This is a genomic window from uncultured Roseobacter sp. (assembly GCF_947496515.1).
Lineage (GTDB): Bacteria > Pseudomonadota > Alphaproteobacteria > Rhodobacterales > Rhodobacteraceae > Roseobacter.
The window spans coordinates 222,790-249,606 of the sequence record NZ_CANMDB010000003.1; the positions used below are offsets into that span (position 1 = coordinate 222,790).

24 protein-coding genes are annotated in these 26,817 nt (G+C 62.7%); 10 read left to right on the plus strand and 14 right to left on the minus strand.

All coding sequences use genetic code 11. The annotated features are described in order from the left end of the window. Positions 1-153 precede the first annotated feature (153 nt). The 4 genes from Q1A53_RS08185 to Q1A53_RS08200 all read left to right on the plus strand — a co-directional run bounded on the left by Q1A53_RS08185 (position 154) and on the right by Q1A53_RS08200 (position 4,978). Positions 154-594 (plus strand): potassium channel family protein, encoded by a 441-nt coding sequence (locus Q1A53_RS08185; protein WP_299964957.1) that lies wholly within the window; start codon positions 154-156, stop codon positions 592-594. Positions 595-766: 172 nt separating this feature from the next. Next, entirely contained in the window at positions 767-2,902 is a 2,136-nt protein-coding gene (gene pnp / locus Q1A53_RS08190) for a polyribonucleotide nucleotidyltransferase (protein WP_299964960.1), read from the plus strand. 162 nt (positions 2,903-3,064) lie between these two features. Further along, on the plus strand, positions 3,065-3,910 hold the full coding sequence (locus Q1A53_RS08195) for a lipopolysaccharide kinase InaA family protein (RefSeq protein WP_299964962.1): 846 nt from the start codon (positions 3,065-3,067) through the stop codon (positions 3,908-3,910). A gap of 69 nt (positions 3,911-3,979) precedes the next feature. Then, positions 3,980-4,978: an SGNH/GDSL hydrolase family protein gene (locus Q1A53_RS08200; RefSeq protein WP_299964965.1), complete on the plus strand. Its 999-nt coding sequence runs from the start codon at positions 3,980-3,982 to the stop codon at positions 4,976-4,978. Positions 4,979-5,037: 59 nt separating this feature from the next. Here the strand turns inward: Q1A53_RS08200 and Q1A53_RS08205 are convergent, their stop codons facing one another. Further along, complete coding sequence (locus Q1A53_RS08205; RefSeq protein ID WP_299964968.1) at positions 5,038-5,691, minus strand: peroxiredoxin; 654 nt, start codon at positions 5,689-5,691, stop codon at positions 5,038-5,040. 134 nt (positions 5,692-5,825) lie between these two features. Here Q1A53_RS08205 and Q1A53_RS08210 point away from each other — a divergent pair, with 134 nt between their 5' ends. Next, the gene (locus Q1A53_RS08210; protein WP_299964971.1) at positions 5,826-7,253 is read left to right on the plus strand and encodes an aldehyde dehydrogenase family protein; all 1,428 of its coding nucleotides are present in this window, start codon (positions 5,826-5,828) and stop codon (positions 7,251-7,253) included. A gap of 323 nt (positions 7,254-7,576) precedes the next feature. Here the strand turns inward: Q1A53_RS08210 and Q1A53_RS08215 are convergent, their stop codons facing one another. The 10 genes from Q1A53_RS08215 to Q1A53_RS08260 form a co-directional block, all read right to left on the minus strand. Beyond that, on the minus strand, positions 7,577-8,164 hold the full coding sequence (locus tag Q1A53_RS08215) for a L,D-transpeptidase (protein ID WP_299964974.1): 588 nt from the start codon (positions 8,162-8,164) through the stop codon (positions 7,577-7,579). 136 nt (positions 8,165-8,300) lie between these two features. Next, positions 8,301-8,948: a pseudouridine synthase gene (locus tag Q1A53_RS08220; protein ID WP_299964977.1), complete on the minus strand. Its 648-nt coding sequence runs from the start codon at positions 8,946-8,948 to the stop codon at positions 8,301-8,303. Between the two features lie 149 nt (positions 8,949-9,097). Beyond that, positions 9,098-11,545: an FAD-dependent oxidoreductase gene (locus Q1A53_RS08225; protein WP_299964980.1), complete on the minus strand. Its 2,448-nt coding sequence runs from the start codon at positions 11,543-11,545 to the stop codon at positions 9,098-9,100. 123 nt (positions 11,546-11,668) lie between these two features. Continuing rightward, positions 11,669-12,559: a homocysteine S-methyltransferase family protein gene (locus Q1A53_RS08230; protein ID WP_299964983.1), complete on the minus strand. Its 891-nt coding sequence runs from the start codon at positions 12,557-12,559 to the stop codon at positions 11,669-11,671. After that, a complete protein-coding gene (locus tag Q1A53_RS08235) occupies positions 12,556-15,006 on the minus strand; it encodes an FAD-dependent oxidoreductase (RefSeq protein WP_299964986.1) in 2,451 nt (816 codons plus the stop codon). Before Q1A53_RS08235 ends, Q1A53_RS08230 begins: the two co-directional genes overlap by 4 nt. Before the next feature lie 12 nt (positions 15,007-15,018). Then, positions 15,019-15,402 (minus strand): GFA family protein, encoded by a 384-nt coding sequence (locus Q1A53_RS08240; RefSeq protein WP_299964990.1) that lies wholly within the window; start codon positions 15,400-15,402, stop codon positions 15,019-15,021. Continuing rightward, positions 15,402-16,022 carry a LysE family transporter gene (locus tag Q1A53_RS08245; RefSeq protein WP_299964993.1) on the minus strand — a complete coding sequence of 207 codons (621 nt, stop codon included), beginning with the start codon at positions 16,020-16,022 and terminating at the stop codon, positions 15,402-15,404. Before Q1A53_RS08245 ends, Q1A53_RS08240 begins: the two co-directional genes overlap by 1 nt. Further along, positions 16,023-16,595, minus strand: coding sequence for an XRE family transcriptional regulator (locus Q1A53_RS08250; protein WP_299964996.1), 573 nt, complete (start codon positions 16,593-16,595; stop codon positions 16,023-16,025). It lies immediately after the preceding gene. 260 nt (positions 16,596-16,855) lie between these two features. After that, a complete protein-coding gene (locus Q1A53_RS08255; RefSeq protein ID WP_299964998.1) occupies positions 16,856-17,311 on the minus strand; it encodes a GAF domain-containing protein in 456 nt (151 codons plus the stop codon). Between the two features lie 6 nt (positions 17,312-17,317). After that, positions 17,318-18,475 carry an acetyl-CoA C-acyltransferase gene (locus tag Q1A53_RS08260; RefSeq protein WP_299965001.1) on the minus strand — a complete coding sequence of 386 codons (1,158 nt, stop codon included), beginning with the start codon at positions 18,473-18,475 and terminating at the stop codon, positions 17,318-17,320. Positions 18,476-18,554: 79 nt separating this feature from the next. On the opposite strand from Q1A53_RS08260, the gene Q1A53_RS08265 reads away from it, so the two are divergent. Both Q1A53_RS08265 and Q1A53_RS08270 read left to right on the plus strand, forming a co-directional pair. Beyond that, complete coding sequence (locus tag Q1A53_RS08265) at positions 18,555-18,893, plus strand: STAS domain-containing protein (RefSeq protein ID WP_299965004.1); 339 nt, start codon at positions 18,555-18,557, stop codon at positions 18,891-18,893. Positions 18,894-18,924: 31 nt separating this feature from the next. After that, positions 18,925-19,389 (plus strand): ATP-binding protein, encoded by a 465-nt coding sequence (locus tag Q1A53_RS08270; RefSeq protein WP_299965007.1) that lies wholly within the window; start codon positions 18,925-18,927, stop codon positions 19,387-19,389. A gap of 334 nt (positions 19,390-19,723) precedes the next feature. Here Q1A53_RS08270 and Q1A53_RS08275 read toward each other — a convergent pair whose 3' ends face one another. Then, a complete protein-coding gene (locus tag Q1A53_RS08275; protein ID WP_299965010.1) occupies positions 19,724-19,846 on the minus strand; it encodes a hypothetical protein in 123 nt (40 codons plus the stop codon). 60 nt (positions 19,847-19,906) lie between these two features. Between Q1A53_RS08275 and Q1A53_RS08280 the strand changes: the two genes are divergently transcribed. After that, on the plus strand, positions 19,907-21,481 hold the full coding sequence (locus tag Q1A53_RS08280; RefSeq protein ID WP_299965013.1) for a gamma-glutamyltransferase family protein: 1,575 nt from the start codon (positions 19,907-19,909) through the stop codon (positions 21,479-21,481). 2 nt (positions 21,482-21,483) lie between these two features. Here Q1A53_RS08280 and hspQ read toward each other — a convergent pair whose 3' ends face one another. After that, complete coding sequence (gene hspQ / locus Q1A53_RS08285) at positions 21,484-21,810, minus strand: heat shock protein HspQ (RefSeq protein ID WP_299965016.1); 327 nt, start codon at positions 21,808-21,810, stop codon at positions 21,484-21,486. 231 nt (positions 21,811-22,041) lie between these two features. Between hspQ and Q1A53_RS08290 the strand changes: the two genes are divergently transcribed. Further along, on the plus strand, positions 22,042-22,626 hold the full coding sequence (locus tag Q1A53_RS08290) for a lytic transglycosylase (RefSeq protein WP_299965019.1): 585 nt from the start codon (positions 22,042-22,044) through the stop codon (positions 22,624-22,626). A gap of 6 nt (positions 22,627-22,632) precedes the next feature. Here Q1A53_RS08290 and Q1A53_RS08295 read toward each other — a convergent pair whose 3' ends face one another. Then, complete coding sequence (locus Q1A53_RS08295; RefSeq protein WP_299965021.1) at positions 22,633-23,235, minus strand: outer membrane lipoprotein carrier protein LolA; 603 nt, start codon at positions 23,233-23,235, stop codon at positions 22,633-22,635. Between the two features lie 425 nt (positions 23,236-23,660). Between Q1A53_RS08295 and Q1A53_RS08300 the strand changes: the two genes are divergently transcribed. Further along, on the plus strand, positions 23,661-26,789 hold the full coding sequence (locus Q1A53_RS08300; protein ID WP_299965023.1) for a calcium-binding protein: 3,129 nt from the start codon (positions 23,661-23,663) through the stop codon (positions 26,787-26,789). Positions 26,790-26,817: the final 28 nt, after the last annotated feature.

Here is a 26,817-nt window from a genome sequence, read left to right on the forward strand (position 1 = left end):
CACGGTCCACGGTCTCTTTTCGTCCACCCTATCCCGTCCGACGGTACCAACGGCGCTCAACCGCGTTGGAACGCGGTTTTCCCCGCCCGACCGTTGGACATCGGATCGCGCGCTGCTTAGATCAGACCAGTGCGCGCAGTATCAGGAAAGCCCATGCCCGTTCTATTGCAGATCGCCTTCGGCAGCATCGTCCTGCTGGTCTCGGCGGCGCTCCACCTGCTGGTCATCGCGCGGCTGGTTCGTCACCTGCGCCAGCACGACCACTTTGCGCCGACACGCCCGACACGTCACCAGCTCACGGGCGCCTGCATCCTGTTTTTGCTGCTCGTGGCGTCGCATACCGCCCAGATCTATATTGCCGCCTTCGGGCTCTGGCTGATCGGGGCGTTGAGCGGTTATGAGGCGCCCATCTACTATGCGCTCGTCACCTACACGACCGTGGGCTACGGCGATCTTGTCCTCAGCCCGGACCACCGCATCGCGGGGGCCATGATCTCTTTCACCGGCATCCTGATGTTCGGCATGACCACGGCCTTTGTCGTCGGTCTGCTGACCCAGATCTTGGGCGAGCCGACCCCCCGCAGGCGCGACTAGACGCCCCGCCGACCCCCTCTTTTCATGGCCCCCACTCTCGTGTAGGTACGCGCAATCTGACAACAGGCGCCCGGACCTCAGCGCCAGACGAAACCGTTGTCCAGGACGATACCGAGGTCAGGGGGAATACGCCCCCTATGCAATGGCCCGCGGGCCTATTTGAGGAACCTAGATGTTCACTGAGACGAAAAAATCGATGCAGTGGGGCGAAGAGACGCTCACACTGGAAACCGGAAAAGTGGCCCGTCAGGCGGACGGATCCGTGATTGCCACGCTGGGGGAAACCAGCGTGATGGCGAACGTGACTTATGCGCGCAAGCAAAAGCCGGGTCAGGATTTCTTTCCCCTGACCGTGCACTACCAGGAAAAATACTACGCGGCGGGCAAGGTGCCCGGTGGTTTCTTCAAGCGCGAGGCGCGCCCGACGGAGAAAGAAACCCTGACCGCGCGTCTGATCGACCGTCCGATCCGCCCGCTGTTCGTCCCCGGCTTCAAGAACGAAGTGCTGGTGATGTGCACCGTGCTCTCCCACGATCTGGTCAATGACCCCGATATGGTCGCGATGATCGCGGCCTCTGCGGCGCTGACCATTTCGGGCGCCCCCTTCATGGGCCCCATCGCCGGTGCCCGCGTTGGCTTCGAGGATGGCGAATACATCCTGAACCCCACCGTGGACGACATGCAGGACCTGCGCCTGAACCCCGAGCAGCGGCTCGACCTTGTGGTCGCAGGCACCAAGGACGCGGTCATGATGGTCGAATCCGAAGCCTACGAGCTGACCGAAGACGAAATGCTGGGTGCGGTGAAATTCGCCCATGAGCAGATCCAGCCGGTGATCGACCTGATCATCGACCTGGCCGAAGACGCCGCCAAGGAGCCCTTTGATTTCCAGCCAGCGGATTACTCGGAGCTTTCTGCGGTCGTGCGTGAACATGGCGAAGCGGCCATGCGCGCCGCTTTCGCGATCTCCGACAAGCAGGAACGTACCGCCGCCGTGGCGCAGGCACGCGACGAGATCCTCGGTTCGTTGACCGAGGATCAGGCAGCGGACCCCAACCTCGGTTCCGCCATGAAAGGTCTGGAGGCGTCCATCTTGCGCGGCGACGTGGTCAAGACCGGTACGCGCATCGACGGTCGCAAGACGGACGAGATCCGCGAGATCGTTTGTGAGACCGGCCTGCTGCCGCGGACGCACGGCTCGGCGCTCTTTACCCGTGGCGAGACGCAAGGCCTGGTCGTGACCACCTTGGGCACCGGCGACGATGAGCAGTTCATCGACGCGCTGCACGGCAACTTCAAATCGAACTTCCTGCTGCACTACAACTTCCCGCCCTACTCGGTCGGCGAAGCGGGCCGCGTGGGCCCTCCCGGACGGCGCGAGATTGGCCACGGCAAACTGGCCTGGCGCGCGTTGCAGGCGGTTCTGCCCGCCTCGACGGATTTCCCCTATACCGTCCGCGTGGTGTCCGAGATCACCGAATCCAACGGTTCCTCCTCCATGGCCTCGGTCTGTGGCGGGTCGCTGTCGATGATGGATGCAGGCGTGCCGCTGAAGAACGCGGTGGCCGGTGTCGCCATGGGTCTGATCCTCGAAGAGGATGGCTCCTACGCGATCCTGTCGGACATTCTGGGCGATGAGGACCACCTCGGCGACATGGACTTCAAGGTCGCAGGCACCGAGAACGGCATCACCTCGCTGCAGATGGACATCAAGGTCGCGGGCATCACGCCCGAGATCATGGAGAAAGCCCTGGCGCAGGCCAAGGACGGCCGGATGCACATTCTGGGCGAGATGAACAAGGCGCTCACCGGTGCGCAGGACTTCTCCGTTCACGCGCCCCGCATCGAGACCATGCAGATCCCCACCGACAAGATCCGCGAAGTCATCGGCTCCGGTGGCAAGGTCATCCGCGAGATCGTGGAAGTGTCCGGTGCCAAGGTGGACATCAACGACGAAGGCATCATCAAGATCGCCAGCCCCAACGGCGAAGCGATCAAGAAGGCCTATGACATGATCCACTCCATCGTGGCCGAACCCGAAGAGGGCATGGTCTACACAGGTACCGTGGTGAAGATCGTCGATTTCGGCGCCTTCGTGAACTTCTTTGGCAAGCGCGACGGTCTGGTGCACGTGTCCCAGATCGAAAACCGCCGCCTGAACCATCCGTCGGATGTGCTCAAGGAAGGTCAGGAAGTGAAAGTGAAACTTCTGGGCTTTGACGATCGTGGCAAGGTGCGCCTGTCCATGAAAGTCGTCGATCAGGAGACCGGCGAAGAAGTCAAAAAAGAAGAGGCCGCGGCAGACTGACCTGCTCCGGCTGAGCTGACAAAGCGCCCGTTGCCAGCAATGGCGGCGGGCGTTTTCCGTGACGCACCACGGCACGGAGCAGTTGCATAAGACGTCCACCAGGTGCTATTGCCGCGATCTGTCATATAACTGACGTGATTTTGTTACGCTGGCGCCATTCTAATGTTGCACGTTTACCCATCGGGCCTGCAGGGCCTTCCGACCGATACCGCCCCGGATGGCAGCATCGCATATTGGCGCGAACAGGATAGCCGAAACCCGGATCTGCTGAAGGCTCAGGCGGATTTTGCCCATCCTGAGCTGCAACCCAATCAAAAGCTTCTGAAAAAGGCGCGCCAACGGTTCATCTTTCGTCACACGACCGAGACGGGCGCAGTGGTCATCAAGCTCTTTCCGCTCAGCTTCATCGGGTCGCGGCTGCGGCATCGCAAATACGCCTACCGTGAATTCGTGAACATGATCGAAGCGCAGAAAATGGGCCTGCCGACGCCGGACGCCATCGCCTTTCTGGAAAAGCGCAAGACCGGTCTGGTAAATTGCTCCGGCCTCATCCAGCAAAGCCTGACCGATCACACGGATCTGCTGCGGCTCTACCGCGACGGCGCGATGCGCTATGACGAGGTCGCGCGTCTGGGTCAGGAGACGATCCTGCGGTTCTACAATGCGGGCGTCAACCACTGCGATCTGCGCGACGAGAACATCATGCTCAACCCCGAAACGGGCGATCTGCGGGTGATCGACTGGCAATACGCCGTCTTTATGGAACCACGCGCCCCCTGGCTGCTGGAGCATCTGGCAGCGTTCTTCATCCGGCTGGCCCCCGATGAGGAGCACGCGACACTGCTGGAGGGCTGGCTCGCGGATCTGCACAGCAAGGGCGGGCATCCTGAGCCGCTGCCGCTTTTCCGCGCGCGGGTCACGGCGCTGATCGCGGCACACACCCGGATGCGCAACCGCCTCGTGCTCCAGCCCATCAAACTGGAAGAAGGCGCTGCCGCAACGTCATAGACGGATTGCTTTGGCCATACGCCCCCGCGCCTCTAGGCTGAGGCCGGTATTCAGTGGGGGAATCACCATATGACCAAGCGATATCTGGCTTTGATCCTGGCCGCCGGGCTGGCGAGTGCCGCGCAGGGCAGTACGCTGTCGTCCGAGTTTTCGAGCTATTACGCCTTTGGTGACAGTCTCAGCGACGATGGCAAGGCACCCGCGCTGCCCGCGCCCAGCGTCGGCGGGCGGTTTTCCAACGGGCCTGTCTATGCGGAGATCATCGGCGATGTCTTTACCGCGGCCCGGCTGCCCGAGTTCAACTTTGCTTTCGGCGGGGCGACCGCCGGTGACCTGAACGACAATGACCTGGTGACACCGCCCGCGCTCTCCGTGCCCTTCGGTACCTTCGGGCGGCAGGTGAATACCTTTCTGACGTCGGGTGCCGCGGTTGTCGCCGGTGACACGCCACTGGTCTCCGTTCTCTTCGGCGCCAATGATTTCCTGCAGAACGCGAGTGAGGCGGATTTCAACCCGGTCGCCGTTGCCCGCAAGGTGGTGGAGAACATCAAGGAGATCTCCAAGATCGCCAACTTTGACAATTTCCTCGTCTTCAACCTGCCGGATTTCAGCTTGATCCCGGCATCGAGCGGCCTCTCGGACGTCGAGCGCGCCGCGTTGCGGGGCGGCACACAGCTCTTCAACGCCACGTTGGCGGCAGAGCTTGCCGCTCTTCGGGCGGTAGACGATCCCAGTTTGAAATTTGAGATCTTCGATCTGTTCGGCGAGTTCAATCGCCTGCTGGCTCAGGCGGGCGATCTGAACCTGCGGCTCGACGGGATCTGCACGCCGCGCATTGTGGATCCGACGGATTTTAACATCTGTCCGACCGCGGAGGTGGCGGACGCCTTCTTCTTTGTGGACGGGGTGCACCCCAACCGGATTGTACACGCTGAGATCGCAGAGACGGTGATTGCCGGTCTCGATGGTCTGCCAACGCCGGTCCCGCTGCCCGCAGCGCTGCCATTCCTGCTGATGGGGTTGGGCGGCTTCGGTCTGGTCGCGGCGCGCCGCAGCCGCAAGGTCTGATGTAAAAAAAAGCCCCGGGGTCCAATCCCCGGGGCGTTTCGCAGCCGCTGGCGCAGGCCTTATTGAGGCGCTTTGGTGGTGCGCAGATACGGCAGGATCTTGGTGAACTCGCCGAATTTGGCCTTGGCATCCTCATCCGACACGGTGGCGGGGATGATCACGTCATCGCCCACGTTCCAGTTCGCCGGTGTCGCCACGCCCTTGCCGGTGGACATCTGCAACCCGTCGAGCGCGCGCAGCACCTCGGCAAAGTTGCGCCCCACGGTCATCGGATAGGTCATCGACAGCTTCAGCTGCTTATCCGGCCCGATGATGAAAACGGACCGCACGGTTGCGCTGTCCGCAGGTGTCCGACCGTCGGGCAGATAGGCTTCGGCTGGCAGCATGTCGAACGCCTTGGAAACCTCCAGCCCGTCATCGGCGATGATCGGAAATCCCGCCTTGGCGCCGCCAAAGGTCTCGATATCGCCTTTCCATTTCTTGTGGTCCTCCACGCCATCGACGCTGACGCCGATCACCTTGGTACCGCGTTTCTCCCATTCCTCGGCCAATTGTGCCACAGCGCCGAATTCGGTGGTGCAGACAGGGGTGAAATCCTTGGGGTGCGAAAACAGGATGGCCCAGCTGTCACCGATCCAGTCATGCAGCTGGATCGTGCCATGGTCGGTCTCGACGGTGAGGTTCGGAATGGTGTCGTTAATGCGCAAGCCCATGGTGTCCTCCGGTGCAATGCTTGGTGACTCGCTGTTAACCTAATCGCTTCGCGCCCGGGTTTCATCCCCTCACTTGCGGACAGATCCCCGGGGTGACAGGGTGCCCCCAATCTCGCACAGGAAGGATCAATCGCATGCTGGAAAAACGTGATTTCTATATCGGTGGCGGGTGGACTGCCCCCGCCACGCCCAAGGATTTCGCCGTGATCGACCCATCGACAGAGGAGCAATGCGCCGTCATCTCGCTCGGGGATCAGGCTGATACGGATGCCGCAGTGGCCGCCGCCCGCGGCTCTTTCGATGGCTGGTCGCAGACGTCGCGCGGGGAACGTGAGGCGCTTTTGCGCAAGCTTCTGGCGATCTACGAGGACCGCGCCGAAGAGATGGCCCAGGCCATGTCGCTGGAGATGGGCGCGCCCATCGAGCTGTCGCGCGCGCAGCAGGTGGGTGCGGGCAGCTGGCATATGAAAGGGTTCCTCAAGGCCTTCGAGACCTTCAGCTTCGAGCGGGATTTCACCGCGACCGAGAAAACCCTGCTGGAGCCTATCGGTGTCTGCGCACTGATCACCCCGTGGAACTGGCCGATGAACCAGATCGTGCTCAAGGTGATCCCGGCGCTGGCCACCGGCTGCACAGTGGTGCTGAAACCCTCCGAAGTCGCACCGCTCTCGGGGCATCTTTTCGCGGAGTTCGTGCATGAGGCGGGGTTCCCCGCGGGCGTCTTCAACCTGGTGAACGGCGATGGTGCGGGCGTGGGCAGCCAGCTTTCCGCGCATCCGGGCGTCGACATGGTCAGCTTCACCGGCTCCACCCGCGCTGGCATCGCGATTTCCAAGGCCGCCGCCGATACGCTCAAGCGCGTCAGCCTTGAGCTTGGCGGGAAGGGGGCCAATATCATCTTCGACGACGCGCACCCCAAAGCGGCAAAACAGGGGGCGATCCGGTGCTTCCGTAACTCCGGCCAGTCGTGCAACGCGCCGACCCGCATGCTGGTGCACCGGTCGCGGTACGACGAGGCCGTGGCGACCGCCGCCGAGGTGGCGGAGGCGACCCACGTGGGGCCAGCGTCCGAAGAGGGTAAGCACATCGGTCCCGTGGTCTCCGAAGCACAGTTCGACAAGATCCAGAAGCTGATCGAGACCGGCATGGGCGAGGCGCGGCTGGTGGCGGGGGGCCTGGGCCGACCCGACGGGCTCAACCGGGGCTACTATGTGAAACCCACGGTCTTCGCCGATGTGACCAACGACATGACCATCGCGCGCGAGGAGATCTTCGGCCCCGTCCTGTCGATCATTCCCTTCGATGAGGAGGCCGAGGCCATCGCCATCGCCAATGACACCCCCTACGGGCTGACCAACTACATCCAGACCGAAGACGATGACAAGCGCCGCCGGGTCGCCCGACAGCTACGCTCCGGTATGGTGGAGACAAACGGCCAGGGGTTCGCCCAAGGCTCGCCTTTCGGCGGGTACAAACAGTCGGGCAACGGTCGCGAAGGCGGTACGTATGGTCTGGAAGAGTTCCTGGAGGTCAAGGCTGTCTCCGGCTGGGCCGCGGAATAGGCAGATGGGTCCGGGGCGCCAACCCGCTTGAAAGCGGGTTCCCCGCGCCCTTGATCAACGGTGGGAGTACAGGCGTACGACTGTCACACTGCGCCCGCGCCGGATGGGGTCACACGGCCCCCGCTCGCTCCAAGCGAAACGTCCTGCACCTCCGGCCCCGCTACACAGCACGCACGCCCTGTTCGCCCGTCTTTCACCTTGCCAGAAAACTCTGGGGGGAGGAGCCGATAGTGCTCCGGGGGGGAAAGCCCCCCTTCCATCCTTATCGCCCCCGCGCTCCGGGCGCCTTAGGGGTCGCCGAACCGGCTAAACAAACCCCTGTCTCAGAGATCCGCTGGATAGAGCACAACCCGGCTGTTCATCGGCACCCGATCGTAGAGATCGATCATCTGATCGTTGATCAGCCGCGCGCAGCCATTCGACACCCGCTGAGCGATGGTTCGAGGGTCATTGGTCCCGTGCACCCGCAGGAACGTGTCCCCCTTGCCGGGCTGAAAGAGATAGAGACCCCGTGAACCCAGTGGGTTATTCAGCCCCCCCGGCAGACCGTCGGCATATTTCTCGTAAACTTCCGGCTCCCGCTCGATCATCCCCGGCGTGGGCGTCCAACTGGGCCATTCCTTCTTGGCGCCCACGTAGAATTCACCGGATTCGTACAGACCCCGGCGCCCAATCCCCACGGTGTAGCGGATCGCCTTCTGGTCCGGCAGCGTCCAGTAGAGCGCGAATTGCGCCGGATCCACGTGGATCTCGTAGGGTGCAAAGTCGTTCTTGATCCGCACCTCGCGCGGCAGGAATTCCTCCGGCATGTTGTAATCTGGCAAAACCGGCGGCACCGCGGCCCCCGCGCGCCCTGCACCAATGGTCACCAACGCCGCACCCGACGCTGCGATAAACTCTCTGCGTTTCACAATTCTTCCCTCACTCCAAAACACTCACCGTCACCACGGCTCGAGGGTATATCACAATATCTTTCGATTTGGTTCCCTGCTCCGCAGATAACGGGACCGTGAAATGCCAGGCCCACCTGCCCTGAAACCGGGTCGATCAGAAGGGTGCCGGTGCCCGCACCTTTGTGGAACGGCCGCCCTGGGGGTGCTTGAACCGCAACTCCTCGCTGTGCAGCATCAACCGCGGATACGCGCGCGCGGGCCCCGTGGCGTAGAACGGATCACCCAGAATGGGATGGCCGAGGCTGAGCATATGGACCCGCAGCTGATGGCTGCGCCCCGTATGCGGATACAGGCGCAGCCGGGCCGTATCACCCTCGTCTTTCAGCACACGCCAGTCGGTTTGCGCGGGTTTGCCGGTCTCGTGATCGACCTTCTGACGCGGGCGGTTTGGCCAGTCCACGATCAGCGGCAGATCCACGGTGCCCGTCTTCTCGACCGGAACACCCCAGACCCGCGCCACATAGGTCTTGCGGGTCATGCGCTTTTCGAACTGCAACCCCAGATGCCGCTGCGCATGAGGGGTCAGGGCAAAGATCATCACGCCCGACGTGTCACGATCCAGCCTGTGCACCAGCAGCGCGTCGGGAAAGGCCGCCTGCACCCGCGCCAGCAGACAATCGGCCAGATGAGCCCCTTTGCCGGGCACCGACAAGAGCCCCGCCGGTTTATCCACCAGCAGAACCTCCGCATCCTCGTGCAAAACCACCAGCGGGTCCCCCGGCGGATTGTAATCGCTGTCCATCCCGCCTGCTCGCAAATCGCACGCCGCCTTTCAACCCCTCCCGGGGTCTCAGAGCGCAGCCGATGCTCTTTCATCTTGCCCGGAAAACTCCCGCCGGAGGCTCCCCAAACAATCCGCACGCGCTACCGGCAGCCACGTCTACGCTGACCTCAGACCTTCACCCGTTCGGATTTCGGGTCATACATGGGCCGCAAGGATGCCTCGGCCGCCACCCGCGTGCCCGCCACGTCGATCTCGTAGCTCGATGCGAGCACCTCCGCCGCCGTTTCGCCCTTGCAGGGCACATAGCCCAGACCCATCGCGCCGCCCAACGTATGGCCGTAAGCGCCGGAGGCCAGATAGCCCACCAGTTCGCCGTCCCGCAGCACCGGCTCGTTATGATAGAGCAGCGGCTCGGGATCCGTCAGCCTGAACTGCACCAACCGCCGCTCCAGCCCCGTCTCCTTCTTGCGCAAGACCGCATCGCGCCCGATGAAATCGGGCTTGTCGGTCTTGACCGCAAAGCCCAAGCCCGCCTCCAGCACGTGATCCTCGCAGGTGATGTCATGCCCGAAATGACGGAAGCCCTTCTCCATCCGGCAGCTGTCCATCATGTGCATACCGCAGAGCTTCAGGTTCAGATCCGCGCCCGCCTCGATCAGGGTCTCGCATACATGGGCGGCCATCTCGGAGGACACATAGACCTCCCAGCCAAGCTCTCCCACGTAGGTCACCCGGTGCACACGCGCGAGACCATGGCCGATCTCGATCTCCTGGGCGGTACCGAAAGGATTGACATCATTGGAAAAATCATTGGGAGATACCAGGTTCAGCAGATCGCGTGAGCTGGGACCCATGACCGCCAGCACCGCCTCGCTCGCGGTCATGTTGGTGATCACCACGTTGAAATCACCCACCTGACGGCGCATCCACGTCTCATCCGCCAGCCGTGTGGCCGCCGGCGTCACCACGAGAAAGGCAGTCTCGCTGACCCGTGTCACGGTCACATCCGCCTCGATCCCGCCCATGGGGTTCAGGAACTGGGTATAGGTGATCTTGCCCACCGGTACGTCATATTGCCCGCCGCCCACATGGTTCATGAAGGCAACGGCGTCGCGCCCCTCCACCCGGATCTTGCCGAAGGAGGACATGTCATACATGCCCACGTTGTTGCGGATGGCGGTGTGTTCTTCGGCGATGTTGTTGAAAAAGCTCTGCCGTTTCCAGCTGTACTCATATTCCGGCGTCTGGGTCGGTTTGGCGATCCAGTTGGGCCGCTCCCAGCCCGCGAACTCACCCATGACCGCACCGCGGTCGAGGAACTGCCAGTAGACCGGCGAGCGGCGGATCTTGCGCGCGGTCTCCTTCTGCCGAAAGGGGAAGTGGTCCTTGTAGAGCAGCCCCAGCGATTCCGTCGCGCGTTCGTAAAGATATTTCTTGTTGCCCTGAAAGGGCTCCATCCGGCTGATGTCCACGTCACCCAGATCGAACGGCTTTTGTCCGTCTTCCATCCACTGCGCCAGCGCCATGCCAGCGCCACCGGCGGACTGGATCCCGATGGAGTTGAAGCCCGCCGCGACCCAGAAGTTATCAAGCTCTGGCGCAAGGCCGAGGTGGTAGGCATCGTCGGGCGTGAAACTTTCGGGACCGTTGAAGAACGTGTGGATCCCCGCTTCGGCTAGCATCGGCATCCGTTCCACCGCATCGGCCAGGATGGGCTCGAAGTGGTCGAAGTCCTCCGGCAGCTGATCGAATTCGAAATCCGCAGGGATGCCTGCCGTGCCCCAGGGCTTGGCGTTGGGCTCAAAGGCGCCCAGCAGCATCTTGCCCGCGTCTTCCTTGTAATAGGCGCATTCGTCGGGCACGCGGAGCACGGGCAGTTGGGTGAGCCCCGCAATCGCCTCGGTGACGATGTAGAAGTGTTCGCAGGCGTGCAGCGGGACGTTGACGCCCGCCATGCGGCCGACTTCATGGGCCCACATGCCGCCGCAGTTCACCACCATATCGGCAGTGATATGGCCGCGCGCCTCACCCTGTTCCCAGTCGACGCCGGTGACGCGGCGGCCGTCACGGACGATGCGGGTCGCTTTGGTGCGCTCGAGGATGGTAGCACCGCGCTGCCGCGCGCCCTTGGCCAGTGCCAGCGCGATGTTGGCAGGATCGCCCTGACCGTCCTTGTCGAGATAGACAGCACCGGTGACGCCGTCGATGTTGAGATGCTCGTAGCGTGCCTTGACCTCGGTGGGCGAGATCTCCTCGACCTCCACGCCGAAGGCGCGGGCCATGGCGGCCTGGCGCAGGATCTCCTCGCGGCGCTCTTCGGTGAGCGCCACGGTGATCGAGCCGCAGCGCTTGAAGCCGGTTGCCACACCGGTTTCCGCCTCCAGATTGCCGTAGAGTTCCTGGGAGTAGCGCGCGAGTTTGGTCATATTGGCGGTGGCGCGCAGCTGTGCGATCAGGCCTGCGGCATGCCATGTGGTGCCCGACGTGAGCTGTTTCCGCTCCAGCAGGACGACGTCTTTCCAGCCCAGTTTGGTCAGGTGGTAGGCTGTGGAACAGCCGATGACGCCACCGCCGATAATGACGACGCGGGCGTGGGCGGGCGGTGTGTTAGACATGGGGCAGATCCCTTACGGTATGGGGCTTTCGGAGGCTGAGACAGAGGAGGTTGGGGGCTTTGCCCCCCGGAGCCGTGCCGGCTCCTCCCCCCAGAGTTTTTTCGGCAAGGTGAAACATGAGCGTCAGACCACGTCGTGACCGACGGCAGTCAGCCGGTGGTGAAGTTCGGCGATATGGGCGGGGCTGACTTCGCAGCAGCCGCCGACGATGGTGGCACCGAGGCCGACCCATTGCATGACGTAGCCTGCATAGGCGCGCGGGCCCATGTCCTTGCGGGTCTCGAGGCTGGCCACGGTGGCGGTGGTCGACAGAAAGGCATCGGTGATCTGCACAAAGGCGTTGCCGTAGGCACCAAAGGGTTTGTCCAGCGCCGACAGGATGGGCAGCCCCTGGGTAATCGCCTCAGGGGCGGAGCAATTGAGCAGGACAGCGTCGGCGTCTTTAGCGACATCCAGTGCGTCCTGCAGCGGCTCGCCAGAGCGCAGCCGGGTGCCGTCATCGTCCCTGAGGGTGAGGGACAGCCAGACCGGAAGATCGGTGTAGCGCGCGGCGGCGAGCGCGTCGCGGGCGTGGGCGACAGAGGCGACCGTTTCCAGAAGGAGCAGGTCGCAGCCCGGCGCCAGTGTCGTTGCGACCTCGGCCAGAAGCGGTACCGCGATCTCCGTACCGGGGTGCAGGTCGGGGCGGTAGCTGCCCCGGAGCGGGCCGATGCTGCCGGCGATGCGGCCCCGGCCGTGGGCGCTCTGCGCTGCCCTGGCCTCTGCCAGGGCGGCGGCGTGCAGATCCGCGAATTTGCCGGAGAGCGCCGTCCCCTCCAGCCGGTCGTGATGGATGCTGTAGCTGTTGGTGGTGGCGACGGTCGCCCCGGCGGCGAAGAACTCCGCGTGCACGCTTTCCACCATACCGGGGTGATCCGCCATCACCTGCGTCGACCACAGCGGTGTCGGCTGATTGCCGGCGCGGCGGATCAGTTCCTGGCCCATGCCCCCGTCCAGAAGCGTGATTTGTGTCACGCACGGATCCTTTCGTTTTCCGGATCCCAGAGCGGGTGGTCGGGCTGCACGGTGGCGCGGCGGCGGGTGCCGTAGATCTCCACTTCGATCTCCGTGCCCGGCTCGGTGAGGTCGGTGCGCAGCATGCCGAGCGCGATGGATTTATTCACCCGGTAGCCCCAGTCTCCGCTCGTCGTTTCGCCCACCACTTCGTCGCCTTTGAAGATCGGCGACATATAGGGCGCGTCCTGATCGCCCGCGTCGACCACCAGTGTGACGAACTGCTTTTTGACGCCCTGCTGCTTTTCATTGAGCAGTGCCGCCTTGCCGATGAAATCCTGCGGCTTGTCGAACCGGATGAAGCGTTCCATCCCGCCTTCGAGCAGGGAGTAATCGGTCGAGAGATCGCCCTTCCAGCTGCGGTAGCCTTTTTCCACCCGCATGGAGTTCAGCGCGAACATCCCGAAGGGGGCAGCCCCCGCGTCGCGCAGCGCGCTGTAGACCGCGGCGCTGTCCTCGAACGAGGTATGCACCTCCCAGCCCAGTTCCCCGGCAAAGGAGATGCGGAAGAGCTTGACGGGTTTGCCCGCGACGGTGGCCTCTTGGATGGTCAGCCAGCCAGTGGAAAGGTCCCCATCGGTGAGCCCTGCGAGCATCTCGCGCGATTTGGGGCCGGTGAGCAGGTGGGTCGACCAGTCGCCGGTGATATCGGTGAGGGTCAGCGTGCCATCCGCGGGCAGGCGGCTTTGCAGGAATTCGAAATCGTGCCATTGCGCCACGGCCGCCGTCATCAGCCAGAAATCATCCTCGCCCCAGCGGATGATGGTGACCTCGGTGACGATCTTGCCGCGGCTGTCGGTGAAGTAGCCGAGGTTCATGCGGCCCGCCTTGGGCAGCGCCCCCGCGATCTGGCCGCGCAGCCATTCTGCCGCCCCCGCGCCCTGCAGCGTGTAGCGCGAGAACCCGGGCATATCGAGCACGCCAGCGCCGTCGCGCACGGCCTCGACCTCTTCTTTCACGCGCACGGACCAGGGGCCATTGCGGTCCCATGTCTCGGTCGCTTCCTCGGAGGTATCATCGCCCTCCTTGGCGAACCAGTTGGCGCGTTCCCAGCCGTTGTAGGCCCCCATCTGCGCCCCGTCGGCCATAAGTCGCGCGTGGTTTGGCGAAAGCTTCTTGCCGCGCCCGGCGGGCCATTCGTGATGCGGGAAATGCATGGCGTATTCGTGCCCGTAGGTTTCCAGCGCTTTCGCGAGGCAGTAGTCATGGTCGGCGTAATCAGTGTAGCGGCGCGGATCGACGGCCCACATGTCACGCTCCGTCTCGCCGTGGACGATCCATTCGCTGAGCACTTTGCCCGCGCCGCCGCCCTGCACGATCCCGAAGGTAAAGGCATGGGCTTCGAATGCGTCCGGCACCCCCGGCATCGGGCCGATCAGCGGCAGGCCATCGGGGGCGTAGGGAATGGGCCCGTTGATGTTGCGCCCCACGCCAGCCTCGCCCAGCAGCGGCAGACGGCCCATGGCATCCTCGATGTACCACTCCAACCGCTCCAGATCATCGGGGTAAAGCTGGAAGGAGAAATCCTCCGGCATCGGATCTTCCGGCGTGACCCAATGCGCCTTGCAGTTTCGCTCGTAGGGGCCAAGGTTCAGACCATTCTTGTCCTGCCGCAGGTAGTAGGAGCTATCGACGTCGCGGATCATCGGCATCTTGCGCCCGTGCTCCTTGGTCCAGGCAGCGAGCGCAGGGATCTCTTCGGTCAGGAAATACTGGTGGCTCATCACCACTATGGGCACGTCGCGCCCGCCGAAGGGTTTGAACCATTCACCCACGCGGCCCGCGTAGTAACCGGCGGCATTCACCACCTTTTCGCAGCGGATGTCGCCCTTGTCGGTGTGCACCACCCATTCGTCGCCATCGCGGCTGACGCCCGTTGCGGGACAGAAGCGTTCTATCCGCGCGCCCAGATCGCGCGCGCCCTTGGCCAGCGCCTGGGTCAGCTGCGCGGGGTCGATATCACCATCTAGCGGATCCCAGAGGCCACCGGCCAGCTCATGGGTTTCGATGAAGGGGTTATGCTCTTTCAGCTCTTCGGGCGTGCAGATGTCCATCTGCAGACCCTGGGTGCGGGCTTGCGAGGCGACGTGCTCGAACTCCATCATGCGTTCTTTGGTATGCGCCAGCCGGATCGCCCCGGTGACGTGGTAATTCATCGGGTAGTCCACATCCTCCGCCAGCGTCCGGTACATCGCCAGCGAATAGCGCTGCATGTTCATGACCGCCCAGTTGGGGGCGAAGTTCGGGCAGTTCCCCGCGGCGTGCCAGGTGGAGCCTGCCGTCAGTTCGTTCTTTTCCAGCAGAACGCAATCGGTCCAGCCTTCCTTTGCCAGGTGGTAAAGCGTCGAGACCCCCACCACACCGCCGCCGATGATGACCACGCGGGCTGTTGTCGGAAAATCTGCCATTCTTAGTGCTCCCTATTGATCGTGTTGCGGAAGATCATCCGCGATGTCGTAGTAGTCGCCCTTGTCGGCGACAAAGATGTGTTTTTCGGTTGTGATGCCCGTGGGCGCATCAAGCGTGCCGGACATGACCGACACCGCACCCTTGTCATCCACGTGCCGCCAGAACATCGAGGATCCGCATTTGTTGCAGAACCCCCGGAAGGCGCCCGGTGACGACTGATACCAGGTCAGCGTATCGTCCTTTGTGACGGTCAGCTGCTCGGGGCCCACCTGCGTGGCCGAGACATAGTGGCCGCTCGTCTTGCGGCATTGCTGGCAGTGGCAGGCGACCGAGTTCCGCAAGGCCCCCGAGAGGCGATAGGCGGTCCCGCCGCACAGGCAGCTTCCCTCGACCATCACGCTCTCCCCGGTGTGGCGGCGGTGCCCAGAGCGACGCCGTAGATCACGAAACAGGCCGCCAGAATCCGCCGCACCCAGGTGTTGAAGACAGCCCCCAGAGCGGCCCGGCCCAACCCTGCGCCCAACAGCGTGAACCCGGTGTAGCTGAGCGCGGTGATGCACAGCGCCGTGGGCATGATCACGGTCATCTGGCTCCAGATCGGGACATCCGGCTGCACGAATTGCGAAAAGGCGGCAAGGTAGCCCGCAACGCTCTTGGGGTTGATTGTGGCGACGGCGAGCGCATGCAGATAGACCGAGCGCGCAGGCCGGTCATTCACGCTCACGGGCCTCCTGGCCAGGATCCAGCCGCGCACCCCGAGATAGATCAGAAACGCCGCCCCCACCAGCTTGGCGATCTCGAACCCCAGCGGCGAGGCGGCGATGAGCGCGGTGATCCCAAGGGCCGACAGCAGCAGAAAGAGCGTCGCCTGCGTGAGGATCGCCAGCACGCCCACCAGGGCGCGCGGCAGGGGCAGATGCATCCCGTTGGTGATGCAGTTGACCGCATTTGGCCCCGGCGTCGTGACAAAGATCACCCAGAACAGGGCGAATATGCTCCAGGCTTCAAAGCTCATCTAATACACCGGCGGTGCGATGACCCAGATGGCAATCGCTGGGTCAGGGTAGGGGTTCGCCCAGCGGAACGCCTCGCCGCGGATGCGGAAGCTGTCACCGGGGGTGATGGTATGGGTGACGCCCGCGATTTCCAGATCCAGCTTGCCGGAAACGAGATAGCCCACCTCCTGCGTCGGGCGGGTGACCGCTTCGGTGATGCGGCTGCGCGGCTGAAAGGTCGAATGCACCATCTCGAAGTCATCGGTCAGATCGGGGGAGAGCAGCTCTTCGACCAGCCCCGCTACGGTGTCGCCAATCTGCCGCCGGGCGCTGTGCCGCACCACATAGCCCGCCTCTTCCGCAGGCGCTGCGGCGTGCCGAAACAGGATCGAGACGGAGACCTCGAGTGCCGCCGCGATCTGCCGCAGATCGGTGATGGAGGGGGTGGATTTGTCCCGCTCCACCTGGCTCAACCATCCCACGGAGCGGCGAAGGGTCTGGGCAAGCTCCGCCAGCGTCAGCCCACGCGCCTTGCGCAGGGCGCGCAGGTCGGCGCCCAAGGTGTCTGGTTGGGAGGGTAAATCGTGTCGCATCGGACTCTGTGAAAATTCTCTGACTTCCTTCACGTTAACACTTGGCCGTGAAAAAATGCAAATATTTTTCATCACTCGGCGGGCTGTGCCGCGCAGTTTTGCCAGCGTATTGAGCAGCCACCGCCCGCCGCATTAACCGCGACCCCGCCCGTGTCGATTACCGACACGACACCGACGTAATACCGACGTTGTACCGACGCGATGCCGACAGAGGTTTTTGCCTCAAAAACAGGGGTTAACGGGTGATTCGCCCGCTTTGCTCACAGGCGGTCGAAGACGCGGCCCAGAATCTCCGTCAGCGCTACCGCATCCTCGTCGGTAAAGGCGTCAGGCTGATCACTGTCCAGATCGAACACCGCGATGATCTCTCCCGCCCCATTGCGCACGGGCAGCACCAACTCCGACCGGGTGGAACTGGCACAGGCGATATGTCTGGGAAAGGCATCGACATCCGCAACCAGCTGAACCTCACCGGTGCGCGCCGCCGCTCCGCAGACGCCTCTGTCAAAGGGAATCACCAGACAGCCGTGCCCGCCCTGATACGGTCCGATCTTGAGCAGCTGCGGTTCGGTCACCCGGTAAAATCCGGTCCAGTCAAACCGGCCGTCGGCGTGGTGCACTTCGCAGGCCACCGTCGCCATGAGAGCGATCGCGTCGGTCTCCCCCTCGGTCAGCGCGTGGATGGTTTTGGCCAGGTTCGCGTAGTCGGCGCGCATGACGGCTCAGGCCCGCTCGATCGCCAGCGCCGTGCCTTCGCCGCCGCCGATGCAGATGGCTGCCACACCGCGCTTCAACCCGCGTTTTTCCAGCGCATTCAATAGGGTAACGATGATCCGCGCGCCCGACGCCCCGATCGGATGACCCAAGGCACAGGCCCCTCCGTTCACGTTCACCCGCGCGTGGTCGATGCCCATTTCCCGCATGAAGGCGAGCGGCACCACCGCAAAGGCTTCGTTCACCTCCCACAGATCGACGCTGTTCTTGTCCCAGCCGATCCGGTCCAGCAGCTTCTGCGCGGCGGGCACCGGTGCCGTGGTGAAAAGCCCGGGCGCCTGCGCGTGACTGGCGTGGCCGATGACCCGCGCACGGGCGTCGCCGGTGCCCTCGGCGCTCAGCACCAGCGCCGCCGCACCGTCCGAGATCGAGGAGGCATTGGCCGCGGTCACCGTGCCCCCCTCACGAAAGGCCGGCTTTAGCTGCGGGATCTTGTCGGGGCGCGCGGTGCCCGGCTGCTCGTCGGCGCTGACGGTGGTGGTACCCTTGCGCGTGGCAATCTCCAGCGGGGTGATCTCGCGATCAAAGCCGCCGCTCTCCTGCGCCTTCAGCGCGCGCGACAGGGAGGCCAAGGCATAGTCATCCTGGATGTCCCGGGTAAACTGATAGGTCTCGGCGCAGTCCTCGGCAAAGGTCCCCATCAGACGTCCCTTGTCATAGGCGTCCTCCAACCCATCCAGGAACATGTGATCAATCACCTGACCGTGCCCGATCCGCGCACCACCGCGCATTTTTGGCAATAGATACGGGGCGTTGGTCATGCTCTCCATACCGCCCGCCACCACAGTGTCCGACTGCCCGAGGGCGATCTGATCAAAGGCGATCATCGCCGCCTTCATGCCCGATCCGCACATCTTGTTGAGCGTGGTGGCCGGGACCTCTTCGCCCAGACCCGCCCGGAAACCGGCCTGCCGCGCGGGGGCCTGGCCCTGACCTGCGGGTAGCACACAGCCCATGATCAGCTCGTCCACAGCGGGTGCATTTGCCTGAGCCACCGCAGCGGCAATTGCCGCGCCGCCCAGGTCCGCCGCGCTCAACGAGCCGAGCGCGCCCTGAAACCCGCCCATCGGTGTGCGTGAAGCCCCCGTGATCACAACCTGCCGCATGGCGTCGACCCTCCCTCTTCAAGACTTTCGTAAGACTTGCCGCGTACACTCTGCGGCACGCGCGTCAAGAGGCCATATTATGCGACTCTCCACCAAGAAAGAACAGCAGTTGTGCATCGTTTCGGTCGAAGAGCCGCGCATCGATGCGGCCAGCGCGCTGAGGTTCAAGGACGCCATGCGCCAGCAGACAGGCGAGATGGATGGGCACGTCGTGCTCGACCTCAGCGCGGTGCAATTCATTGATTCGAGCGGGCTCGGCGCGATCGTCGCGGCGCTCAAGAACATTGGTAACGACCGTCAGATGGCCGTCGCGGGGCTGACGCCCGCCGTTGCGCGGGTGTTTCAGCTGACGCGGATGGATACGGTTTTTGCCATCTTTTCCACCCTGGACGGTGCCGTCAACGAACTGCGGGCCTGACCGCGGCACAGCGCTGGAAAGACCCTGATCAATGCAGCTTTTCCCGTCCTTTGAGCTGCTGATCGAAGCCGAGCCTCTCGCCGTGCGAGACGGCTTAGCCAAAATCCTCGCCGCCCTGGACCCGCTTGCTTTGAACGTCGAGGATGCCGCCACTGTCGAACTGGTTCTGGCAGAGGTGCTCAACAACGTGTCCGAGCATGCCTACCGGGATAAGAATAGCGCGCCCCCCATCCATGTGCTTTGCCAGCCGGAGCGTCGCGGCCTGCAGTTTACCGTGACAGACCATGGCCATCCGTTTCCCGATGCCGCACTTCCCGGGGACGAACCGGCTGCCCTTGACGTAGAGCGCGCTGCCCTGCCCGAAGGTGGTTTTGGATGGTCAATGATCCACGCGCTGGCCCGGGACATCCGCTACCGCCGCAAGGCGTCCACAAACGAGCTGACCTTGTGCCTGCCTATGAAAGTGGCTTCGGCGATCAAGGATGCGTCGTCATAGCAGGTTCGCTGCCGCCCGGATGAGGCACCGGTTGCCCCCTTTTCCGGAAGGGGAAAGGCGCAGGTCGAGTACCGCTTCTTTCCGACCCATCACCCACTCTTTTGCTGGCGCGTCACCAAAGGCGGCCGCCCTAAGCGAGTTGGGCTGATCGCGATAAACCTTACACCACCGCATCTGGACGCATTGGTTGATGATCTAGCGCGCCAACTGGCGTAGGGTCGGCACAAGCCGAAGTATCAAGGCCGCCTGCACCTGCAGTGGCGGAAGCTGGTTGACCGCAGTCCGCGAAAAGACCGCCACAATCGTGCCACAATTTGCCCAGAAACTGCCTTATTCACACCATAATTGCGCCGTTTTCTCCCGTCATAAGAGAAAGGTAGCTGTTTTTCTGGCTTCCCTCGACGTCGCGCTTAATTGCCCCCACCCAGTGCGCGGCGTCGAGGACTTTACCGGGCATCCCATGGACATTGCAGCGCAGACGACTACTCTCCGGCCAACACCGCCGAGGGGGAGATCTATGCGTGACTTTCATTTTCCGGGCCGCTCGCCCGTGCTGGCCACCAACGGCATGTGCGCCACCTCGCACCCCCTCGGGGCCAAGACCGCCATCGACATTCTGGAACGCGGCGGCAATGCGATGGATGCGGCCATCGCAGGCGCAGTGGTTCTGGGCATTTGCGAACCGCAAATGACCGGGATTGGCGGCGATTGTTTTGTTCTTTGGCACGACGGAGATGGCGATGTTCAGGCGCTGAACGGATCCGGCAGGGCCCCCGCAGCGTCCGATGCCGCCGGTCTCCGCGCAGCGGGGCTTTCGGCTGTACCCGTGGACAGTGCGCATGCGGTGACCGTTCCCGGCGCCATCGACGCTTTCTGCCATCTATCTCAAACAGTTGGTAAAATCGGGCTGGAGGCCATCCTGGCCCCGGCGATCGCGGCGGCGGAAAACGGCGTGCCCGTTGCCGCGCGTGCCGCCTTTGACTGGGCGCAGGACGGCGCTGTGCTGCAAGGGGTCGCGCGTGATCACTACCTGATCGGGGGGCAGGCGCCCAAAAGCGGCCAGATCTTCCGCGCACCGGGGCAGGCGGAGGTGTTGCGCCGCGTGGCCGAACAGGGGCGCGACGCCTTCTACACCGGTGAGATCGCCGAGGACATGATCCGCGCGCTAACCGCGTCGGGGGGATGTCATACGCCGGAGGATTTCGCCAAGGTCGCCGCCACGCCGACCACGCCTGTCGCGGGCACCTACCGGGACATCGAAGTGGTCGAGCATCCGCCCAACAGTCACGGCGCGACGGCGCTGCTGATGATGAATATCCTGTCTCATTTCGACATTGCAGGTATGGACCCGCTGGGAGCGGCGCGCGCCCACATCGAGGCAGAGGCCGCCAAGCTCGCCTATGACGCCCGGAACCGGTTCATTGCCGATGCGGATCACACTACGCGGCTGGAGCATATGCTGAGCCCCGACACGGCGCAGAAACTCGCCGCGCTGATTGACCCGCAGCGGGCCATGCCCAACGCCAAGACCCTTTCGGAGAGCGTGCACAAGGACACGATCTATATCACCGTGGTGGATCGCGACGGCATGTCCGTCTCGCTGATCTACTCGATTTTCCACGGTTTCGGCTCAGGGATCGCGTCCGAGAAATACGGCATCCTGTTGCAGAACCGCGGTGCCGGCTTCACGCTGGAGCAAGGCCACCCGAACGAGCTTGGCCCCGGCAAACGGCCCTTGCACACGATCATCCCCGGCATGGTGCGCAAAGACGGCAGGATCATCATGCCGTTCGGGGTCATGGGCGGCGCGTATCAGCCAAACGGTCATGCGCGATTTGCGTCCAACATCACAGATTTTGGTCTCGACCCGCAGGCCGCGATCGACATGCCGCGGGCCTTCTCGGACCAGGGCGATATGAAGGTCGAGCGGGGCTATTCCGACGCGGTCCGCCAAGAACTCGTGGAGATGGGGCACCGTGTGAGCATCCCGGAGGTACCCATCGGCGGCGCGCAGGCCATTCTCATCCGTGACGACGGCGTGCTCGAAGGGGCCAGTGACCCACGCAAGGACGGCTGCGCGCTCGGCTACTGAGCTTAGTTTAGCTGGAAGTGCAGCGGATAGGTGCCGTCCTGAAACGGTCCGAACAGATCCGGAATATCCGGGTGATCCACCGGCTCGCCGGAGTAATCCGCGATCAGGTTCTGCTCCGACACATAGGCCACGTAATAGCTCTGCTCATTCTCGGCGAGCAGGTGGTAGTAGGGCTGCTCCTTGGCCGGGCGGCTGTCCTCGGGAATCGCCTCATACCACTCGTCCGTATTGGCGAATTCCGGGTCGACGTCGAAGATGACACCACGAAAAGGGTGCTTCTTGTGACGGACCACTTGGCCAAGGTGATATTTCGCGCGTGTTCTGAGCATGTCAATCAAGCTGTGTAGACATCGACCGTAGCTGGTTCAAGGGCGATTTGTCCAATCACGGGCTGGGTCGGGACCGAAACAGTCTGTGAACTGCCCACCGACAGTGCGCCTGCGGACATCTTCCCGCCGGATGGTCGGGCGTCCGGCCCGGGCCGGTGCAAAACGTGATTTCCCGAAGGCGCATTTTCCGTTAGTATGCCCATCAGAAAAACATAAAAAAGCGAGAGGCAGATGAGCAGAACTCTTCGCGCACTGATGTTGGTTGTCCTGGTAGCCTCTTGTGGGGGCGGTCAGGGCACGGCACCGCGACAACTGGATGACGCGTGCCGGATCGCCGACGAGCGCCCGGACTACATCAAGGCATTCCAGCGAACCGAACGAAAATGGGGTGTGCCCGTACACGTTCAGATGGCGACGATCCATCAGGAGAGCAAGTTTATCTCCAACGCGCGGACGCCCTACCGTTATGCGTTGGGCGTCATTCCTATGGGGCGTCAGTCCAGTGCCTATGGATATGCGCAGGCTCTGGATGGCACGTGGGAAGACTACAAAAAAGCAACCGGCAAGCGGTTTGCCCGCCGTGACCGGATCCGCGATGCGTCGGATTTCATGGGTTGGTACATGAACATCAGCCAGTCGCGCAACGGCATCCCGCTGACGGACACCCGCAACCAGTATTTGGCCTATCACGAAGGGCACACCGGCTACGCGCGTGGCAGCTACAATCGTAAGTCCTGGCTGCTCGGTGTCGCCAATAAGGTCGATGCCCGTGCTGACGTGTACCAGACCCAGCTGGCGACCTGCAGGCTGCGGTAACGCGGCTTAACGATCCCGGTCGCGCACCGCCAATTGCGGGTCAAAGAGCCTGTTGGCGAGGCTCATGCCCGTCTCCATCGCGCCGAGCGTGACGGTCGTCTGTCCGCCATTGGCGTCGTTGATCACCCATTTGCGCAGAGCCGTTGGCGATGCGGTAAAGCTCATCTCGATGGTGCCGTATTCCGGATTATTCGGATCCTGTGCGGTGACGACCGTTGCAGTGCCGTCGAAATCATGGCCGACGACCATCCGCGCCTGCTGCAGGTTGACCTGACGCGCCAGGATCAGCGACAGCGGCGTCCGCCGCAGCGGGTATGTTTCCGGCGCCTGGTTCGACTTGCCGTCGAGGATGTAGACGGCATTGGCGCTGGCCAGTACCAGCGCCTGCTCGGGCGGATCATACTCGAACCGCATCCGGCCCGGGCGGCTGATATAGAGATTTCCCGAACTGATAGAACCATCGTCGTTGATCTGCGTAAAAGCAGCTTTGGCCGTCTTCAGACTGTTCAGGTAGCTGGAGATCTCCGTCAGTGGCAGTTTCTCCGCCGCAGCGGGCAAGGCTGTTGCAACGCTCAGGGCGAGGCTCAGAAGAACCGCAGACAGACGCATGATCACATTCCTTCGTATTGGCTACGTTGATGCATATAGGGTCTGCGCGCCGCTATGCGATAACACCCGGCGGAAAACCGGTCACAGTGATGCGAGCGGGGCGCACCGACCTTCCCTGCCGAGGGTCGTCGGCAGGTCCAAGGGTGCGGGGTAAGCGCGCAGATACATGTGGCGCACCCGCTGGGGGTTTCTGGCGGCAGGCGCGGTGATTGGTCGTTAGGAAATATAATTACCTAGGTAATAAAAAATCTGAACCCTCCTAAGATGTTGATTTAAGTCGAAACTACGTCTTCTGTGATCACGTTGGCGACGCCGTATCGGCGCTGATTTCACACTTGTGTGAACCAAATTGTTGACCGAATCGACACAGCGGTCACAAATCTTAACCATTGTTAGCAACGTATTTTCAAAAAAGGATTAGCGCTATGGCGACGCCAACAGAGTGGCTCAATGAATTTCAAGTGAACACCGGGGCAGCTGCGACGGGTGGTCAATCCAACCCCCAGATCATCGGGTTGAACAACGGGGGGTTTGTTGTCGCCTGGGTCGAGGCAAGCAGCGGTACGATCGCTGAGCCTCCCGCAGGGCAAGATATTGTCGCCAAGGTGTTCGATGCCGAAGGCAATGTGGTCAAGGACAGCTTCCGGCTCAACGTCTTTGGCAACGCCGATGACGAGCGCGATTTCGATCTTGTGGCGACCCATGACGGGTTCGCGATGGCCTACGTGAAAGACTACATCTCGGCCACCAACCAGACGCAGATCCTCTATGAACGGTTCGACTTTGAAGGCGTTCGTCAGGTAGGGGCAGGCACCGCAGGCAGCCTGGCGCTGGAAAATGTGGCGGCGGACTTTCTGTCTGATCCGCAGATCGCCGCCAATCTGATCGCCAGCAATGACGATCTTTATGTGGCCTACGAGGATGATGTGGGCACGGATACCGACATCAGCGCCCGGATCATCGACCAGAATGGCGCGCTTGGCGCGGAGTTTGGCTCGGCCCAGAACAGTCCTGATTTTGACCGTTTGGGCGATGTCACCGTGCTCAGCAACGGCAATTTCGTCACCGCCTATCTGGAGGACGACGCAGGCACCACAAGTGTCGAGTTCACGATCCGCACTGAAACAGGTGCCACCGTCGGAGTAAACGCGCGCTTTCTGGCGTCGGAAGGCTCTGAGGTGAATGTCTCCGCCCTTGAGGGCGGCGGATTTGTCGCGGCCTATGTGTTCAACGGCGATGTGCTCTTTCGCACATTCGATAACGCTGGAGCCCTGCAGGACAGCGGCACCGTCGCCAGCGGCACCAACAGCCAAAATGAGGTCGTGGTGCAAGGCCTGCCCGATGGCGGGTTTGTGGTGGCTTGGGATGACGACACCTCCGGCGACCTTTTTGCGCGGCGCTACAATGCTGATGGCACGTCGAACGGCAGTCAGTTCACAGTCGAGAACGCCGCTACCACCCAGATTGACATCGGCGTTACGGGCGACGGACGCATTCTTTTCACCTGGGTCGCCAATGACGGGCTTGGCGAGATCTTCGCCTCGGTGTGGGATCCGCGCGACAGTGTGATCGATCCCAGTGACTATGACGTGGAAAAGGCGCATGTGCTGAACTCCGACGTGATCACCACCGGCCTGGGCGGCTCGACCGTTCTGGCGGGCTTCGGCTCCAAGACCGTGTTCGGTCAGGGCGGCAATGACATCATCAATGCCTCTTCAGGCGGCGGTGAGTACTTCGGCGGCGGCGGTAATGATATCATCTTCGCCAGCAACACAGCGTTTGAAACGCTCGATGGCGGTGCCGGAATCGACACGCTAAACACGACGCTGTTCAACGGCACCTACGAGATTGACCTCGAAACCGGCGTCACGAACTTCGCGCCGGAAAGCTTCGTCAACTTCGAGAATGTCATTACCGGCAACGGTGATACGACGGTCAAAGGGACAGCTGGTAACAACATCATCACCACGGGCAGCGGCAACGACACGGTGAATGGCGGGGGCGGCAACGATACGATCAATACCGGTCTTGGGAATGATACGATCGACGGCGATGCCGGTAACGACACGATCAATGCCGGTGGAGGCGACGATACCATCAACGGTGGCACGGGCAACGACACGATCTTTGCCGGGTCCGGCAATGACACGGTCACCGCAAGCTCCGGGACCGATACAGTGTTTGGCGGCCTGGGCAACGACACGCTGTTCTCGTCCGGTGTCGATACGATCTTTGGCGAGGAGGGCAACGACACGATCCATGCAGCCAATGGTTTGCCGGAAACCCTGGATGGCGGCACTGGTGTCGATACGCTCATCACAACTTCCTTCGGTGGCAACTACGTCGTCGATCTGCGCACGGGCCTCACCAACTTCGGCGGTGAGCTCTTTACGAACTTCGAGAATATCACCTCCGGCGCGGGCAATGACGAACTCTTTGGGTTCGCGGCCGACAATGTCATGAATGGCGGTGCGGGCAACGACAGGATCCTTGCCTTCAACGGCAATGACACACTGATCGGTGGCCTCGGTGACGACACGCTGAACGGCGGTGAGGGTAACGACAACATCTCCGGCGGTGACGGCAAGGACACGGTCTTTGGCCAGCAGGGCAACGACGTGATCAATGGCGGGGCCGATGAAGACCAGCTCTTCGGCGAGGACGGCAATGACACCATCAACGGCGGCGAGGGCGATGACACCATCGGCGGCGCCAACGGCAGTGATAACATCGACGGTGATGGCGGCAATGACGAGATCTTCGGCGGCGAGGGCAATGACACCGTGCGCGGTGGCACCGGCAATGACCGGCTCTTCGGCAACGGCGGCAACGATTTCGTCGATGGTGAGGACGGCGACGACCAGATCTTCGGCGAGACCGGGGCCGACACGCTTCTGGGCGGCGACGGCGCGGACGAGATCAACGGCGGCGGCGGCAACGACTTCATGAACGGCGAGAATGGCAACGACCGGATGTTCGGTGGCTCGAACGACGACGCGATGTTCGGCGGGTCGGGCAACGACCTGATGGACGGTCAACAGCAGGACGACGACCTGTTCGGTCAGACGGGCAATGACACGATGTTCGGCGGCGACGGCTTTGATCTTCTCGATGGCGGGTCGGGCAATGACACGCTCTTTGGCGGCAATCAGGGCGACACGCTGCGCGGCGGCGCTGGCACCGACTTCATGGACGGTGGTGCCGGATTCGATACCTTCGACTTCAATGCGGTGTCGGAATCAGCCTTCGGGTCCGCTGACACGATCTCGGGCTTTGACGGTGCGGGTGCGCCGGGCGGAGACGTTATTGATGTCTCTGGCATTGATGCCAACACCACCGCCGGTGGTAACCAGGCCTTCACTTTCCTCGGTGCTGTGACAAGCGCCGTGGGTCTTGGCTTTGGTGCAGGCGCGCTCTGGGTGCAGGAGTTCGGTGGTCAGACCCGGCTCTACGGTGAGGTGAACGGCGACGGTGTGATCGACTTCGAAGTGCGCATCAACGATGGCCCGGGCACCGTCGCGGGCGATTACACATTGGATGAGTTCCTGCTGTAAACGCCGCACCTGCTGAAAAAATAGAGCC

Excerpts from the sequence above, each read along its gene's own strand:
- Q1A53_RS08265 (WP_299965004.1), top strand. The coding sequence starts at position 18,555 with ATGCGACTCTCCACCAAGAAAGAACAGCAGTTGTGCATCGTTTCGGTC.
- Q1A53_RS08270 (WP_299965007.1), top strand. The coding sequence starts at position 18,925 with ATGCAGCTTTTCCCGTCCTTTGAGCTGCTGATCGAAGCCGAGCCTCTC.
- Q1A53_RS08245 (WP_299964993.1), bottom strand. The coding sequence starts at position 16,022 with ATGAGCTTTGAAGCCTGGAGCATATTCGCCCTGTTCTGGGTGATCTTT.
- Q1A53_RS08235 (WP_299964986.1), bottom strand. The coding sequence starts at position 15,006 with ATGGCAGATTTTCCGACAACAGCCCGCGTGGTCATCATCGGCGGCGGT.
- Q1A53_RS08205 (WP_299964968.1), bottom strand. The coding sequence starts at position 5,691 with ATGGGCTTGCGCATTAACGACACCATTCCGAACCTCACCGTCGAGACC.
- Q1A53_RS08300 (WP_299965023.1), top strand. The coding sequence starts at position 23,661 with ATGGCGACGCCAACAGAGTGGCTCAATGAATTTCAAGTGAACACCGGG.
- Q1A53_RS08225 (WP_299964980.1), bottom strand. The coding sequence starts at position 11,545 with ATGTCTAACACACCGCCCGCCCACGCCCGCGTCGTCATTATCGGCGGT.
- Q1A53_RS08195 (WP_299964962.1), top strand. The coding sequence starts at position 3,065 with ATGTTGCACGTTTACCCATCGGGCCTGCAGGGCCTTCCGACCGATACC.
- Q1A53_RS08260 (WP_299965001.1), bottom strand. The coding sequence starts at position 18,475 with ATGCGGCAGGTTGTGATCACGGGGGCTTCACGCACACCGATGGGCGGG.
- Q1A53_RS08280 (WP_299965013.1), top strand. The coding sequence starts at position 19,907 with ATGCGTGACTTTCATTTTCCGGGCCGCTCGCCCGTGCTGGCCACCAAC.
- Q1A53_RS08255 (WP_299964998.1), bottom strand. The coding sequence starts at position 17,311 with ATGCGCGCCGACTACGCGAACCTGGCCAAAACCATCCACGCGCTGACC.
- Q1A53_RS08200 (WP_299964965.1), top strand. The coding sequence starts at position 3,980 with ATGACCAAGCGATATCTGGCTTTGATCCTGGCCGCCGGGCTGGCGAGT.
- Q1A53_RS08250 (WP_299964996.1), bottom strand. The coding sequence starts at position 16,595 with ATGCGACACGATTTACCCTCCCAACCAGACACCTTGGGCGCCGACCTG.
- Q1A53_RS08275 (WP_299965010.1), bottom strand. The coding sequence starts at position 19,846 with ATGCCCGGTAAAGTCCTCGACGCCGCGCACTGGGTGGGGGCAATTAAG.
- hspQ (WP_299965016.1), bottom strand. The coding sequence starts at position 21,810 with ATGCTCAGAACACGCGCGAAATATCACCTTGGCCAAGTGGTCCGTCAC.
- Q1A53_RS08240 (WP_299964990.1), bottom strand. The coding sequence starts at position 15,402 with ATGGTCGAGGGAAGCTGCCTGTGCGGCGGGACCGCCTATCGCCTCTCG.
- Q1A53_RS08290 (WP_299965019.1), top strand. The coding sequence starts at position 22,042 with ATGAGCAGAACTCTTCGCGCACTGATGTTGGTTGTCCTGGTAGCCTCT.
- Q1A53_RS08185 (WP_299964957.1), top strand. The coding sequence starts at position 154 with ATGCCCGTTCTATTGCAGATCGCCTTCGGCAGCATCGTCCTGCTGGTC.
- Q1A53_RS08210 (WP_299964971.1), top strand. The coding sequence starts at position 5,826 with ATGCTGGAAAAACGTGATTTCTATATCGGTGGCGGGTGGACTGCCCCC.
- pnp (WP_299964960.1), top strand. The coding sequence starts at position 767 with ATGTTCACTGAGACGAAAAAATCGATGCAGTGGGGCGAAGAGACGCTC.
- Q1A53_RS08220 (WP_299964977.1), bottom strand. The coding sequence starts at position 8,948 with ATGGACAGCGATTACAATCCGCCGGGGGACCCGCTGGTGGTTTTGCAC.
- Q1A53_RS08295 (WP_299965021.1), bottom strand. The coding sequence starts at position 23,235 with ATGCGTCTGTCTGCGGTTCTTCTGAGCCTCGCCCTGAGCGTTGCAACA.